Origin of the sequence: Edaphobacter sp. (assembly GCF_035532915.1) — a bacterium.
Lineage (GTDB): Bacteria > Acidobacteriota > Terriglobia > Terriglobales > Acidobacteriaceae > Edaphobacter.
The window spans coordinates 17783-32867 of the sequence record NZ_DATKQC010000227.1 but is presented as its reverse complement, the minus strand read 5'-3'; the positions used below and the strand labels follow the sequence as shown (position 1 = coordinate 32867).

Sequence of the window (15085 nt, the reverse complement as noted above, 5' to 3'; positions counted from 1 at the left end):
TGTTGCGAAAGGTGCCCGAGTGAAGGCAACTCCTGATGATCCCGCGATTATGAGCACATCTGAAGGTGATCAGCTTAAAGTGCAATGGAAAGGGCCACATTTCATCGTGGTTGACCCTGGCAATTCTCACGTCAAGTTTTTTGCGAATTATTGGTATTCAAAGAATTTTCCAAATTATGGGGTGGAACTTGACTACCTCCGATCTCCTGATCGACATTACCTCAAGCCAGACGGAAGTTTTCACAGCAGTTCAGACTGATCCGAAATGAGCACTTAGTAATGGTTGCCGTTCTGGTCTTTATACTTGAGAGATATGTCCGCTTCTGTAACGGAGACCATGGCTAATTTTCCATCGCTTGAAGACCAGCTTGACCTCATCACCAAGGGCGCTGCCGAGATTCTTCCGCTGGACGCTCTCAAGGAGCGCATTCAGCAGTCCATTGCCTCGGGTAAGCCGATGCGCATCAAGGCGGGCTTCGATCCGACTGCGCCTGACCTGCATCTTGGCCATACGGTGCTGATTCGCAAGCTGCGCCACTTTCAGCAGCTTGGGCATACGGTCATCTTTCTGATTGGGGATTCGACGGCGCTGATTGGCGACCCGACCGGGCGCAATGTGACGCGCAAGCCGCTGACGCCGGAGCAGATTGCCGCCAATGCGGAGACCTACAAGGAGCAGGTCTTCAAGATTCTCGATCCCGAGAAGACTGAGGTTCGCTACAACTCCGAGTGGCTCGACAAGCTGAACTACTACGACCTGGTGAAGCTGCTGGCGCAGTTCACGGTGTCGCAGATGCTCGAGCGCGAGGACTTCCACAAGCGCTTCGACGCGGAGCAGCCGATTGCGCTGCACGAGATGATCTACCCGGTCGCGCAGGGCTACGATAGCGTTGCTCTCAATGCAGACGTAGAACTTGGTGGCACCGACCAGAAGTTCAACCTGATGCGTGGGCGCGACTTGCAGAAGCACTTTGGCCAGCCGCAGCAGGTTGTGTTGATGGTGCCGATTCTCGAAGGTCTCGACGGCGTGCAGAAGATGTCGAAGTCGCTGAACAATGCGATCGGCATCCATGAGCCTGCGTCGGAGATGTATGGCAAGCTGATGTCGATCTCCGATGAGTTGATGTGGAAGTACTGGACGCTGCTCACCGATCTGCGTAAGTCGGAGATTGCGCAGATGCAGGCCGATGTGACCGATGGCAAGCTGCATCCGATGCAGGCGAAGAAGAATCTCGCGCACACTATCACCAGCGACTTTCATTCGGCGGCAGAGGCGGATGCGGCAGCAGAGAACTGGGCGCAGCAGTTTCAGCAGCGTGGAGTGGCGAACGATCTCGAAGAGGTGGCGGTGGAATACAGTGCCGTTGCCGGAGCCGATGCGAATACGGTGCGGATGGCGAAGCTGCTGGCACAAGCCGGGCTTGCCAGTTCTGCCAGCGAGGCTACGCGCAAGCTGGCCGAGGGCGCAGTGCGCGTAGGCACTGAGGTACACCGTGATTCGATGCTTGCGCTGGAGTCGTTGCCGGCGAAGCTGACGGTTCGGCTGGGCAAACGAGCCAAGGTTGTGACGATTGCGTGATAGGTTGGCTTGAGCTTGCTTTGAGTTATCGGGGTCTGTGGCACAAACCCGCGGAGAAAGATGGCATCCTAACACTATGCGTATGTTGACCCGCTCGAAGTTCTTTTGCTGTGTGGCCCTGGTTCTTTTTGTTGCTCTGCCGCTCCATGCTCAGAACCCCACGCAGATCGTGCAGACAGCGGTCAACACCGAGCTTGCCGCGAGTCGTAACGACCACAGCCTGTGGAAATACCGCGATGAGCAGCGGGACGCGAACAAGGTTTCCATCGTGGTGCAGACTGCCAAGGGCTCGGTGAAGCGCCTGATCGAGAGAAATGGTGCGCCGCTGACTGCGGCCGAGGCGCAGGCAGAAGGTGCACGCATACAAAGCACGATCCACGACCCGGAGAAGATGGCGAAGCAGCGGAGGGATGGCGCCTCCGACGACAAAAATGCGGCAGAGCTGCTGAACATGCTGCCCACGGCGTTTCTGTGGAAGATCGCGAACGAGAACGGCGATTCCGTTACGCTGACCTTCTATCCCAACCCTGACTTCAGCCCGCCGGACATGGAGTCGCGCGTATTGAGCGCGATGGCGGGCGATCTGGTGGTGGACAAAAAGCAGCATCGCATTAAGACCATCAGTGGGAAGCTGGTGCGCGACGTGACCTTCGGCTGGGGGCTGTTGGGACGAATGAAGCAGGGCGGAACATTTCGTGTGGAACGGCGTGAGCTGAAGCCGGGCTTGTGGCAGATTACAGAGACGCATGTGAATATCGTGGGCAAGGCGCTGCTGTTCAAAAATATTGGCCAGCAGCAGGATGAGGTTCAGACGGACTTTATCCAGGTGCCTGCGGATACGACGCTCGAACAGGCGGCGGAGATGTCGAAGGAGAAGCATTAGCCACTGCCGCTGCGCGATGATGGCCGCGGCGGTATGCTCAGAGTGAGATGGCCCAGACCCCGTATCCCCGAAGTGACGGTGAACTGATTGGCAGGATTGAGCGCTCTCCGGGGCATCGTGCCGGATATAAGCAGTTGGTGCGCGAATTCGGGCTGGGCGGCGGACGCGAGCGGCGTTTGCTGCTGGAGCAGCTTGCGCGCATCACCGCTCGGGGAGAGCTGGTCAAGATCGACACGGAGCAGTGGAGCCTGCCTGCCGCTGCACCGGAGAAGACTGCCCGCGCTCCGCGTAATGTCGAGCAGCCTGTGGAGCATCGTGCTACCCGCGACCGTCTGGTGGCAGGAAAGATCGATCTGCACCGCGATGGCTATGGCTTTGTCCGTCCCAACCAGAGCACCAGCCGCGAAGACGATCTATTCATTCCTCCGAATGAGTTGAACGGAGCGATGCAGGGCGACGAGGTGCTGGTGGATGAAGCGCCGCCGGGACGTGATGGGCGTCGATCGGGCCGCGTGGCGCGCGTGTTGACGCGGCGAAATCCTACGGTGGTCGGCATCTTTCACTATGCGAGGTCGCGAGGGCGGTCGAATGCGTGGGAGAATGCTCCTCTGATTAATGGCAATTACGTTACACCGCTGGACGAGCGGATGACACAGGGAATTCTGATTCCGGAGGGCGCTGAGGTTGCTGCAACCCCCATGCTGACGCCGCACCGCGTACTCGGTGAAGAGGCACAGGCCCAGCAGGCGCACTGGTCGGAGGAGCTGGACCCACACTGGCCGCTGGAAGGGCTTGCGGTCGATATTGAGATTACGGATTTTCCTGCGCCGGGGCGTCCTGCGCGTGGGCGCGTGCTCGAGGTGCTGGGGCCGCCGGATGCGTTCGGCGTCGATGTCGAGATCATCATTCGCAAACACCATTTGCCCTATACCTTTCCTGCGAATGTATTGGCGGAGGCTACGGATTCGGCTGCTCAGACGGTCGAGACGCTGGCAGCGGACGAGCTGGAACGGCGCAGGGATTTTCGCGGACTTTCGATCGTCACGATTGATGGAGAGACGGCGCGAGACTTCGACGATGCCGTGTTAGTCGAGCCGCTGGCCAATGGCAACTGGCAGCTTCAGGTTCACATCGCCGATGTGAGCCACTATGTTCGGCCCGGTACGGCGCTCGATCTCGAAGCGCGGCTGCGGGGGACTTCGGTTTATTTTCCTGATCGTGCTATTCCGATGTTGCCGAATCAGCTTTCGAGTGGGATGTGCAGCTTGCGGCCGGATGAGGATCGCCTGGTATTGAGCTGCCTGATGGAGATCGACGTGCACGGCGAGGTGCTGGGCTATGAGTTGTGCGAGGGCATCATTCGCAGCGCACGGCGGATGACGTACACACAGATTCAGGCGGTGCTCGATGGCGATGCGGCGACGCGCGCGGAGTTTGCCTCTCTGGTGCCGGACTTCGAGCGCATGCATGAGCTGGCGCTTAAGCTGAATGCGAAGCGCCATCGCCGCGGCTCGATTGACTTCGACCTGCCGGAGCCGGTGGTGCAGTTCGACCCCGATGGCAACATGGAAGCCATCGTGCGCTCGCAGCGTGGCTGGTCGCACCGCTTGATTGAGGAGTTCATGCTCTCGGCCAACGAGTGCGTCGCGCACTGGATCGAGGCGCAGGGCGTGCCCAGCATCTATCGCATTCACGAGATGCCCGATCCGAAACGCATCGTCGATTTCGAGGAGACGGCGAGCCAGTTCGGCTATTCGCTTGGCTTCAGCAGTCTGCCGGTGAAACGTGTGCAGATGAAAGCCGACCGACGCTCGGTGCGTGGGACGACGCGCACGGCGAAGACACATGAGGTCGCCGAGTCGATCCCGGTAACCCCGCAGATGTACCAGCGGCTGACGGCAAAGATTGCGGGCAAGCCGGAGGAGCGGATTCTGGCCTACCTGATGCTGCGGTCGTTGAAGCAGGCGCGATACAGCGAGCAGAATGTGGGCCACTTCGCTCTGGCCTCGCCAAGCTACACTCACTTCACGTCGCCCATTCGACGCTATCCGGATCTCATCGTGCATCGGCTGCTGCGCGATCTGTTGCAGGGTGGAGCGAATCCGCATGGCGCGGCTATTCTAAGCACCGACCCTCAGCCCTGGCGCGAGATGAGTGCTCGGAAGCCGGGCGCTCCCCGTTCCTCCGAGACACGGATAAAAGCTGGCAAAGAGCCTATTCCGGAAGCTGAGATTGCGGCCATCGCTACCGAATCGAGCCAGGCGGAGCGCCGCGCCGATGACGCCGAGCGCGAGTTGATCGAGTGGAAGAAGATTCGCTTTATGGAGGACCGCGTTGGAGAAGACTTCAACGCCATCATCCTCTCGTGCACGAAGTATGGTTTCTTCGTCGAACTCGACGACCTCTTCATCGAGGGGCTGGTACCGATTGCGACCTTGCAGGACGACCGCTATTTATTTCGCGACACCGACCGGCAGATTGTAGGTGCGCGCAACGGTCACGTCTTCAAGATGGGGCAGCGTGTTCATGTTCTGCTCGACAGAATCGACCGCCAGCAGAAGCGATTGCAGTTTGCGCTGTTGCCGTCGGAAGAGGAAGCTCAAAATGCTCCCGGGTCGCTTCGTAAGGCAAAAGGGAAGGGCGCTTCGAGAACGGAAAGTGCGCAGCCTAGTCCAAATCGTGCGGGAAAACGAAAGACCAAGGAGCGCGCCAGAAACAAGAAGTCCAAAGGAAAACGTAAAAAATCCTGAAGTTTTTTCACTTTTTCGCAAGGAAAGCGCACAAACAATGGGATCGCGCACCGTTAAAGGAATCCGCGTAAAATAGAGACTTCCAAGGAGATTGAACGCAAATGGCGCACATGGTTTTCTGCACCAAATACAAGGCCGAAATGGAAGGCCTCGATGAACCCCCTTTCGATTCGGACTTCGGCCAGAAGATCTACAAGAATGTCTCGAAAAAAGCCTGGGGTGAATGGGTGGAGCGTCAGAAGATGCTGTTAAATGAATATCGCCTGCAGCCCTGGACACGCGAGGCCCAGGAGTTTCTGGTGGAGCAGATGAACGAATTCTTCTTCGGCGAAGGTGGATCTCTGCCCAAGGAATTCGTGGCTCCCACCAAGTAGCGGACGGCGCGAAGATCACGCCGTTCGTGTACACTTAGGTCTGCAACATACCCCGCCGTCGCCCGCCTGGGCAGGCGTGCAATCAATAGTCGGGACGTGGCTCAGCCTGGTAGAGCGCACCCTTGGGGTGGGTGAGGTCGCAAGTTCGAATCTTGTCGTCCCGACCATTATTTTCAATCACTTATTAGCAAGAGTCGTCCAAGATGGCGTGAAGCGATGAAGTCGCATCCCTTCTATAACTACAGCTACGCTATCCGCGCTTGCCGTTAGCTCGCTGAATCTGGGGGCAGAGGTTAGCGAGCATTTGCGATCCAGGCGGCTCCTGAGGTTTGTTTCTTTTAGAGGCAGCTTCACTCTAATAGCTATGCTGCTTGCTATGCTGCGACGGTACGCTCATTGGCTCGCTATAATGGGAAGACCCACTGTTAAGTAATCTGGCTAAAGCACGAATGAATTCAATGGGTTATGTAACCCAATTCAAGGCGATCCGCACTGTTGCCGGCATCGCCCAGGCAAATCCGTTAGGAAAAAATGACGACAGCCCAAAAACATCCCCTGCAAAAGATTCTCGATAGCCGAATCGCCATCATCGATGGGGCGATGGGCACGACGATCCGTACCTATGGCATGAAGGAAGCCGATATCCGCGGGGAGCGGTTCAAGGACTCCACCAAGGATCTGCTGAACAACGGTGATCTCTTCTCCCTGACTCAGCCGGATATGATCTGCGATATCCATCGCCGGTTCTTGGAAGCCGGGGCGGACATCATCGAGACAAATACCTTCGGTGCGACCAGCATCACCCAGAGTGAATTTTTTGTAGACGATCCACGGGAGCATGGTGGACGCAAGGATCCGGAGTTCTACCAAAAGATCATCGAGGATGCCTCGCTCAGGGATTTGGCTTACGAGATCAATGAGCAATCGGCGCGCCAGTGCCGTGAATGGGCCGATCGCGTCGGGAGCGCAACCGGACGGCAACGCTTTGTTGCCGGAGCAATCGGGCCCATGACCGTCTCACTTTCGAACTCCCCCGATGCCGATGATGCAGGCTTCCGGGTGGTCACCTTCGATCAGGTCAAGACTGCTTATACCGAGCAGGTGCGCGCTCTCATCGCCGGCGGTTCAGACCTGCTGCTGGTCGAGACCATCTTCGACTCGCTGAACGCCAAGGCGGCACTTGTGGCCATCCGCGAAGTCTTCGACCAGGACGGCAAGGAGCTTCCCGTCATGATCTCAGCGGCGGTAGGGCGTGGTGGCGAGACGTTGATCTCCGCTCAGACTACGGAGGCATTCTGGAACGCGGTCAAGCACGTGAAGCCGCTCTCGGTGGGACTCAATTGCTCTCTCGGCCCCGATCTGATGTATCCATTTCTGAGCGAGCTCTCGGAGAAGGCAGACGTGGCGATCTCGGCTTATCCGAATGCCGGTTTGCCTAACCCTCTGTCGGATACCGGCTTCGACCTGGGGCCGGAAGATATGGCCCGTTATCTGGGCGACTTTGCGCGCGGAGGCTTGATCAATATCGCGGGAGGCTGCTGCGGTAATACTCCCGAGCACATCGCGGCGATTGCCAAAGCGCTCGAGGGCCAGCCTCCACGAGAACTGCGAGCGACGCGGTGACCATCGACACGAACGAAAATATGAGCGGAAATAATACGGGAGTGGCGATGGAGCCCAAGCCGCTGCGCCTGTCGGGATCGCAGCCCTTTACCCAGCAGCCTGGCGTCTACATCATGATCGGCGAGCGGACCAATGTGGCCGGTTCGCCGAAGTTCGCCAAGCTCGTGAAGCAGGGTAAGTACGAGGAAGCAGTCAGCATTGCCCGGCAGCAGGTTGAAAATGGCGCGAACGTCATCGACATCTGCATGGACGAGGGCATGATCGACGGCGTGGCTGCAATGTCGCGCTTTCTACAATTGCTGGCGAGCGAACCCGAGGTTGCCAAAGCGCCCTTCATGGTGGACTCCTCGAAGTGGGAGGTCATCGAGGCTGGACTTAAGTGCCTGCAGGGCAAGGGCATTGTGAACTCGATCTCATTGAAGGAAGGCGAAGAGAAGTTTCGCCAGAACGCTGCGACGGTGCTGAAGTATGGCGCGGCGGTGGTTGTGATGGCCTTCGATGAGAATGGCCAGGCCGCGACCTACGAGGAAAAGATCCGTATCTGCGAGCGCGCCTACCGGATTCTTGTCGATGATGTTGGATTTCCGCCCGAAGACATTATCTTTGACCCGAACATCCTCACCGTTGCCACCGGGATGGAGGAGCACAACAACTACGCCGTCGACTTCATTAATGCGACGCGTTGGATCAAGGCGAACCTGCCGCACGCGAAGGTCAGCGGCGGTGTCTCGAACATTTCGTTCAGCTTCAGAGGCAACAACAAGGTTCGCGAGGCCATGCATGCGGCGTTCCTTTATCACGCCATTGCCGCGGGCATGGATATGGGCATCGTGAACGCCGGAATGCTCGAGGTATACGAAGAGATTGAGCCCGAGCTAAAGGTGTTGGTCGAGGATGTGCTGCTCAACCGCCGTTCCGATGCGACCGAACGACTTGTAGAACACGGCGAAAAGCTGAAGCACGTTGGCACAGTCGTCAGCGAGAAGAAGGCTGAAGAATGGCGCAGTGGCACCGTCGAGGAGCGACTTTCTCACGCACTCGTCAAAGGAATAGACGCGTATATCGAGCTTGACGCCGAGGAGGCTCGCGTCAAGCTGGGCCGCCCCCTGTTGGTGATCGAAGGCCCGTTGATGGATGGCATGGGCGTCGTGGGTGATCTCTTCGGGGCCGGCAAGATGTTCCTGCCTCAGGTTGTGAAATCTGCTCGAGTGATGAAGAAGGCAGTCGCGCATCTCACGCCGTTCATGGAAGCCGAGAAGGCTGCGCTTGCGGCGGCTGGCCAGGAGGTCAAGGCTCAGGGTAAGATTTTGCTCGCAACAGTCAAAGGGGACGTTCACGACATTGGCAAGAATATCGTCGGTGTCGTGCTCGCATGCAATAACTACGAGGTGATCGACATGGGGGTGATGGTTCCCTGTGAAAAGATCCTCGAACGTGCCAGAGCCGAGAAGGTGGACGTGATTGGACTCAGCGGCTTGATCACGCCGTCTCTCGACGAGATGGTGCATGTCGCCCGCGAGATGGAACGTCAGGGGTTCAAGCTGCCGCTGCTGATCGGCGGGGCGACAACGACCCGTACCCATACGGCGGTCAAGATTGCACCGCACTACAGCGAGCCGGTCGTTCACGTGTTGGATGCCAGTCGCGCAGTCCCTGTGACGACCAGCCTTCTGAGCGTGGAAGGCAAGGCAGCGTTTGTGACACAGCATCGTGCCGAGTACGAGGCGCTCCGCAAAGCTCACTCTGCGCCACGCCAACAGGTTGTCCCTCTCGAGACCGCTCGCGCGAGACGGACTCCGATCAAGTGGCGGGCTGAGGACGTGCCTACTCCTGCATTTGCCGGTGTGCGCGTGTTAGACAATTTCCCTCTGGCGACGCTGCGCGAGTTCATCGACTGGACCCCGATCTTTCACGCTTGGGGGCTGAAGGGGGTGTATCCCCGTATTCTCGACCATGAGACCCAGGGGGAACAGGCGCGGCAGATCTTCACCGATGCCAATGCTCTTCTGGACGTCATCATTGAGAAGAGTCTCATTACCGCGCGTGGCGTCTACGGATTCTTTCCTGCCAATGCCGTGGGGGACGACATAGAGCTATACACCGATGAGACACGCACCGAGGTGCTGGACCAATTTCACTTTCTGCGTCAACAGGCAAACAGAGAAGGCAGCGAGCCCTGCCGGTCGCTCGCTGACTTTATTGCGCCGAAAGAGACCGAGCTGCAGGATTACATTGGCGGCTTCGCGGTAACCAGCGGTATCGGTTTGAAGGAGCTATGCGATAAATATCGTGCCGAAAACGACGACTACAACGCGATTATGGCGGAGGCGATCGGCGATCGACTGGCTGAAGCTTTTGCCGAATGCCTGCACAAGCGGGTGCGGGATGAATGGGGTTACGGTTGCGAGGAAGGCCTAAGCAATACGGACATTATCGCGGAAAAGTATCGGGGGATCAGGCCGGCTCCAGGTTATCCGGCCTGCCCGGACCACACTGAAAAAGGAACGATCTGGCGTCTGCTCGATGTGCAGGCGAACACCGGAATGTTGATTACAGAGTCATTTGCGATGTGGCCTGGTTCGAGCGTGAGCGGCCTTTATTTCGCACACCCGGAGTCGCGATACTTCAGCCTTGGCAAGATCGATCGCGATCAGGTTGACGATTATCACCAGCGCAAGGGCATGAGTGTGGAAGAGGTCGAAAGGTGGCTTGGCCAAAATCTGAACTATGATCCTGCGGTATAGTCAATACTCATGAATCAGACCTCATCCCTTCCACAGAACTCAACCGTGACGAAGAAGAGCTTTCCTTCGTCCGCGGGGGAGATGTTTCAGGATTACTTCGCGGGTGGCCGCGAGGACAGCTATAAGAAGCGCGACCTGATCGACGCGCGGGCTCGAAGAATATTCGAGAATACGGCGCTGGCCTGTTCCATGGACGCCTATCCGTTCCAGGCTCCTTTGAGTACGCGATCCGGACCGGTTGTGGAGATGGATGGCCACCGGATGCTGATGCTGTCGTCCTACGATTACCTGGGATTGATCGGGAACCCGAGGGTGGACGAGGCGGCGATTGCGGCGATACGCAAGTATGGGACGGGCACGGGTGGCGCGCGCCTGTTGACGGGCACATTGGACCTCCACCGGGAACTGGAAGAGGCGGTGGCGAATTTTAAGGGGACAGAGGCGGCGATCACCTATACCTCCGGGTATGCAGCAAATCTGGCTGTCATCAGCGCCCTGTTCGGGCCTGCCGACCGCGTGATCCTCGATGCCCTGTCGCACCGGAGCCTGATGGATGCGTGCAGGCTGGCTGGTGTTCCAGTCCAGACGTTCGCGCACAACGACCCGGCTTCTCTGCGAGAACAGTTGCAGAAGGAGACGGGAGCCAACCGCACGTTGATCGTCTCCGATGGAGTGTTTTCGATGGATGGCGACATCGGCTGTCTTCCGGACCTGATCGCGCTGAAAAAAGAGTTTGGCTGCTTTCTCCTGATAGATGAATCTCATGCCAGCGGTGTGCTGGGCAAGCACGGGCGAGGCACGGACGAGCACTTCGGAGTGTCTACGGACGATGTCGATATATGGACCGGATCGCTGGCAAAGGCGATTCCGGCCAGCGGCGGATTCGTGGCGGTCTCAAAGCGCCTGGCGATCTTCCTGCAACATGCTTCGGCCCCGTTTATCTTTTCGGGAGCGATGTCGGCACCGGTAGCAGCTGCCGCCTGCGAGGCGTTCAATATTTTGCGAGAGGACCCGGAGCGGGTTGCGTGCCTGCATTCGAGCGCGATATTTCTTCGCGAGGGTCTTCAGAGCCTTGGATACGATACAGGGCTATCGCAGACGGCGGTGATCCCGGTAATGCTCCACGACGATGCGAAGACAGCCTTGTTTGCTCGTAAATTACGCGATTATGGGATTCTGGTCTCCCCTGTGATGTTTCCCGCGGTCGCGCAAGGGACAGCACGCTTGAGGCTGTGTGTGACGGCCGCTCATACCCGGGAGCATCTCCACTTTGCGCTCGATGTCTTCGAGAAGATGCGGAGCGAATAGCGTGTCTGTCCTGGTGACGGGGGCGAGCGGTTTTCTGGGCGGAAGATTGGCAGAGATGCTGATGAGCGAGGGCGAGCAGGTAACTGTATTGGCCCGCTCCACCTCCGATCTCAGGCATCTTTCCGGGTTTGCGCCTCCCCGCCTGCGAATCGTTCGTGGAGATTTGACAGACGATGAATCGCTGCTCGACGCGGTGCGTGGTGTGACCCATATCTTTCACTGCGCGGCGGCTTCGACAGACTGGGCCCCCATGGACGTCTACCTCGACAGCAATGTACGGGGTACGGAAAGGCTGTTGGACGCGGCATTGAAGGCGAGCCAACTTCAGCGCTTCGTTCATGTCAGCACCACGGACGTCTATGGGTATCCTGACACTCCGTGCACCGAGACCGGGGAGGTTCGAGACGTAGGGCTGCCCTATAACCGGACTAAGATTCAGGGCGAACATGCGGTGTGGCGAGGATCGCGCGAGGGGCTTCCCGTGACCGTAGTTCGGCCAGCCACGATCTATGGGCCCAGAGGAAAGGCGTTTGTCACCGACATCGCCGAGCTGTTACGGCACCGGCAGATGGCCCATATCAATGGGGGCCGAGCGACCGGGGGCTTCCTGTACGTCGATAACGCCGCCGCCGCGATGATTGCCGCCGCCCAGAGCACCGTTGCCGAAGGACAGGCCTACAACCTCTCAGACGGGACCGGAGCGACATGGAACACCTATGTGGCGGCGTTGGCAGAAGGGCTGGGGTGTAGGCCCCCCTGGATTGACCTGCCCTATGGACTGGCGATGGCGATTGCAGGGGCGATGGAAGCTCCGTATCGCTGGGTAAAGGCGCTTCCGGGAAGGCCGATGCTCACGCGGCACGCTGTTTTTCTGCTGGCGAGGGATCAGGAGTTTCCCAGCGATAAAGCAAGAGCCGACTTCAGCTTTGTCTCGCGAGTCTCTTTCGAAGAGGGTATTGCTCGTTCCGTGGCGTGGGTGAAGAGCTTGAGGCGGCCTTAAGGCAGCGACTTAAAGGCGAGGACGGCGTTTAGTCCCCCAAAGGCAAAAGAATTCGACAGGCAAGCCTCTACGGCGACCGTGCGGGCCTGATTGGGGATGACATCCAGATCGCAAGAGGAGTCAGCCGTGAGGAAGTTGGCGGTGGGAGGAAGAACGCCATGCCTGAGGCCGAGGATGCTGGCCACAGCCTCAAGAGCACCGGCAGCGCCCAAGGCATGGCCGTGCATGGATTTCGTTGAACTGACGGCGAGCTTATCGGTGTGCGCACCGAAGGTACTGCGGATGGCTGTGGTCTCGATGCGGTCGTTAGCCTCAGTAGCTGTTCCATGAGCGTTGATGTAGCCGACCTGCTCGGGAGTAAGTCCGGCGTCGCGAAGCGCCATGCGCATGGCGCGAGCTGGGCCGGTCGCGACGGGCTGCGTGATGTGACCGGCATCGGCTGACATGCCAAAGCCCACAATTTCGGCTAGCGGACGCGCCCCACGGGCCAGCGCCGCCTCCAGCGGCTCAAGCACAAGCATGGCAGCGCCTTCACCCAGGATGAGGCCGCTACGCTCTGCGGAGAAGGGGCGGCAAGTGTCCTTGCTGACGACGCGCATGGCCTCCCATGCCTTGAGCCCGCCGAGAAAGAAAGGGGCTTCGCTACCGCCAGCGATTGCGAGCGGAGCAACTCCGGAGCGGACCATCCAGAAGGCATGGCCAATGGCGTGTGCCGAGGAGGCGCAGGCGGTAGAGAGATTGAAGGCAGGCCCCTCGATGCCGAACTGCATGGAGATATGGCTGGTGCCCGCGTTGCTCATGCCGAGCGGAATCGTATAGGGATGGATACGGCTCTTGCCGTTGTGGAAGAGCTCCCAGTAGCCAGCCTCCTCCGCGCCACGGCCCCCAAGGCAGGAACCGGTGACGACAGCCGCGGCTTCTCGCAGATCGGGGGTCCACTCGATGCCTGCCTCGGCGATAGCTTCGCGGGCAGCGAGGACGGCAAACTGAGCGAAGCGGTCCATCATGTCGAGGTCTTTTGCCGCGAAGTGTTCTTCGGGGATGTAGTTCTGGACCTGGGCGCCGTTCTTGAAGCGGATCTGCGATATGTCGACGCCAACCATCTCCCGAATGCCCGAGATACCCGAGGTCAGGGACTGCCAGAAGCTGGATGTATTGTTGCCAAGGGCGCTAAGGACGCCAGTCCCGGTAATGACGACGCGATGCATGGTCACTCGCTGGGCGAAGACGGCGGCTTCGCCTGAACAAGCTGAGTGATGCCTTCGATCATCTCGTGAATATTCTTGATATGCTTGGCATCTTCATCGTTGATCTCGATGTCGAACTCGCTTTCGAGGCCAAAAAGAATGTTGAGTCGATCAAGCGAGTCGATCTCGAGCGACTCAAAGCTACTGTCGGGACGCACGTTCTCAAGCGGAATGCGTTTGGTGGTCGCGATGACCTTTAGAACCCGATCCTGGATGGTATGGTCTGTCACTTCGGCGATGATCCTTGCCCCTAAATTAAGTGGCGTGAACTGGTTTTGCAGAGCCAATTCTACCCTGACCTACGGAAGGTTGGCACCGTGGGGGCAAGCCAGGGGTAGCTGAGAGGGAACCGCCAGATGCCAGTTACAGATTTACCGGGGTCGTAGGGAGGTCATGGCTGCTGATTTGGGAAATCCGTATCCCCACCGGGAAATCCAAAATCAGCCGAGAGATAGGCATTAAATGGTTCTTTCTCTATTTGAGGATCTCTTTTCAATGTTTATCTTCGAGCTTTTGGACGAACTGCGGATTTAGGCATACCGGGGAGTTTATGCAGCGGCGCAGTGGAGGCAAGATGTTCGCGCAATTTGCGCGACTTTTCCTGATTGCGGCTGTTGAGCAATAAATCCCTGGCATCGTTCAAGTGGTCGGTCATGAGGCGTGCGGCAAGCTCAGAATTGCGTTGTTCGATGGCTTCCAAAATAGGTTGGTGGAAGTGCAGCGTATGTTCGAGATCGACTAGTTGCGAGGTCACCATGATCATGTTCAGCATCGCGCGATGGATCGTGTGAAAGAGCCGACCAGCGAGGCGGTTGCCCGAAGCTTGAAAGATGGCGCGGTGAAAGAGGATGTCCGAGGCAACCAGTCGGACACGATCATGTTTGCTATGCCCAAGGTCGACAATGGATTGTCTCAGTAGCGCGATATGTTGGGTGTTGGCGCGCTCAGCGGCTTTGGCAGCCAATGCCGGCTCCATCATCAGGCGCATCTCCGTCAGCTCTTGCAGCGAGGTGTCATCCAACAGGAACAGGAACTCCATTGGCACGGCCAGAACGGATGATGCATCCTTGTTCAGATAGCTTCCATCACCGACCTTCTGCGTGATGACTCCCATAATCTCCAATACCTTAAGGGCCTGGCGCAGGGAGGAACGTGCGACTCCAAAGTTCGCGGCTAGCTCGCGTTCCGACGGCAGCTTTGTTCCTGGAGACAGAACGCCATCACTCAGTAGCTGCTGAAATCGGAGTATGAGGAGATGAGTGACATCTTCCTTATTGCTGAGGATGTGCTCACCGTCGTCAATCGGAGACTTCCGTCTTCCATTCATTTCTCAAATAATCCGTTCCGTCGCGTCCTTTGTCAAATTTTTAGATCTGTCGTGTCTATTTTATAGGTACTACCGTTCGAATGGAATAGTGGACAAAGCTTCTTCTGGAGGACGGTCGGTCATCTTCACGGAATGTATGCATAAATAATGGGCAAATCGTTAATTCTAAAAACAATTATGACTGCGGCTCAATTTTTTATTTGACACAGCATTTGTTTTGGTACTACCTTTGCACTCGTTCAAAAACATC

12 protein-coding genes and 1 tRNA gene are annotated in these 15085 nt (G+C 57.9%); 10 read left to right on the top strand and 3 right to left on the bottom strand.

Going from position 1 to position 15085, the window contains the following annotated elements:
* The 10 genes from VMU57_RS11095 to VMU57_RS11050 all read left to right on the top strand — a co-directional run.
* Window positions 1-259: hypothetical protein (locus tag VMU57_RS11095; protein ID WP_325383355.1), on the top strand; the 259-nt coding region annotated here is incomplete at its 5' end.
* A gap of 78 nt (window positions 260-337) precedes the next feature.
* Window positions 338-1579, top strand: coding sequence for a tyrosine--tRNA ligase (gene tyrS / locus VMU57_RS11090; protein WP_325383354.1), 1242 nt, complete (start codon window positions 338-340; stop codon window positions 1577-1579).
* Between the two features lie 112 nt (window positions 1580-1691).
* Window positions 1692-2462, top strand: a complete 771-nt coding sequence (locus VMU57_RS11085) for a hypothetical protein (RefSeq protein ID WP_325383353.1) — start codon at window positions 1692-1694, stop codon at window positions 2460-2462.
* Between the two features lie 47 nt (window positions 2463-2509).
* A complete protein-coding gene (locus VMU57_RS11080) occupies window positions 2510-5212 on the top strand; it encodes a VacB/RNase II family 3'-5' exoribonuclease (protein WP_325383352.1) in 2703 nt (900 codons plus the stop codon).
* A 101-nt stretch (window positions 5213-5313) separates the two neighbouring features.
* Entirely contained in the window at window positions 5314-5586 is a 273-nt protein-coding gene (locus tag VMU57_RS11075) for an oxidative damage protection protein (RefSeq protein ID WP_325383351.1), read from the top strand.
* A gap of 90 nt (window positions 5587-5676) precedes the next feature.
* Window positions 5677-5753, top strand: a tRNA-Pro gene (locus VMU57_RS11070).
* Between the two features lie 364 nt (window positions 5754-6117).
* Entirely contained in the window at window positions 6118-7209 is a 1092-nt protein-coding gene (locus VMU57_RS11065; protein ID WP_325383350.1) for a homocysteine S-methyltransferase family protein, read from the top strand.
* 20 nt (window positions 7210-7229) lie between these two features.
* Window positions 7230-9953, top strand: coding sequence for a methionine synthase (gene metH, locus VMU57_RS11060; protein WP_325383356.1), 2724 nt, complete (start codon window positions 7230-7232; stop codon window positions 9951-9953).
* Between the two features lie 45 nt (window positions 9954-9998).
* On the top strand, window positions 9999-11261 hold the full coding sequence (locus VMU57_RS11055; protein ID WP_325383349.1) for an aminotransferase class I/II-fold pyridoxal phosphate-dependent enzyme: 1263 nt from the start codon (window positions 9999-10001) through the stop codon (window positions 11259-11261).
* 1 nt (window position 11262) lies between these two features.
* Window positions 11263-12261, top strand: coding sequence for an NAD-dependent epimerase/dehydratase family protein (locus VMU57_RS11050; RefSeq protein WP_325383348.1), 999 nt, complete (start codon window positions 11263-11265; stop codon window positions 12259-12261).
* Here VMU57_RS11050 and VMU57_RS11045 read toward each other — a convergent pair.
* From VMU57_RS11045 to VMU57_RS11035, 3 genes are all read right to left on the bottom strand, one after another.
* A complete protein-coding gene (locus tag VMU57_RS11045) occupies window positions 12258-13469 on the bottom strand; it encodes a beta-ketoacyl-[acyl-carrier-protein] synthase family protein (RefSeq protein WP_325383347.1) in 1212 nt (403 codons plus the stop codon). The genes VMU57_RS11050 and VMU57_RS11045 overlap by 4 nt on opposite strands.
* Before the next feature lie 2 nt (window positions 13470-13471).
* Window positions 13472-13738, bottom strand: coding sequence for an acyl carrier protein (locus VMU57_RS11040; protein ID WP_325383346.1), 267 nt, complete (start codon window positions 13736-13738; stop codon window positions 13472-13474).
* 269 nt (window positions 13739-14007) lie between these two features.
* On the bottom strand, window positions 14008-14835 hold the full coding sequence (locus tag VMU57_RS11035; protein ID WP_325383345.1) for a FadR/GntR family transcriptional regulator: 828 nt from the start codon (window positions 14833-14835) through the stop codon (window positions 14008-14010).
* Between the last annotated feature and the right edge of the window lie 250 nt (window positions 14836-15085).

Bases quoted from the DNA above. Each gene is read 5' to 3' on its own strand.
- VMU57_RS11075 (WP_325383351.1), top strand. From the start codon at position 5,314: ATGGCGCACATGGTTTTCTGCACCAAATACAAGGCCGAAATGGAAGGC.
- VMU57_RS11045 (WP_325383347.1), bottom strand. From the start codon at position 13,469: ATGCATCGCGTCGTCATTACCGGGACTGGCGTCCTTAGCGCCCTTGGC.
- VMU57_RS11035 (WP_325383345.1), bottom strand. From the start codon at position 14,835: ATGAATGGAAGACGGAAGTCTCCGATTGACGACGGTGAGCACATCCTC.
- VMU57_RS11065 (WP_325383350.1), top strand. From the start codon at position 6,118: ATGACGACAGCCCAAAAACATCCCCTGCAAAAGATTCTCGATAGCCGA.
- metH (WP_325383356.1), top strand. From the start codon at position 7,230: ATGAGCGGAAATAATACGGGAGTGGCGATGGAGCCCAAGCCGCTGCGC.
- tyrS (WP_325383354.1), top strand. From the start codon at position 338: ATGGCTAATTTTCCATCGCTTGAAGACCAGCTTGACCTCATCACCAAG.
- VMU57_RS11080 (WP_325383352.1), top strand. From the start codon at position 2,510: ATGGCCCAGACCCCGTATCCCCGAAGTGACGGTGAACTGATTGGCAGG.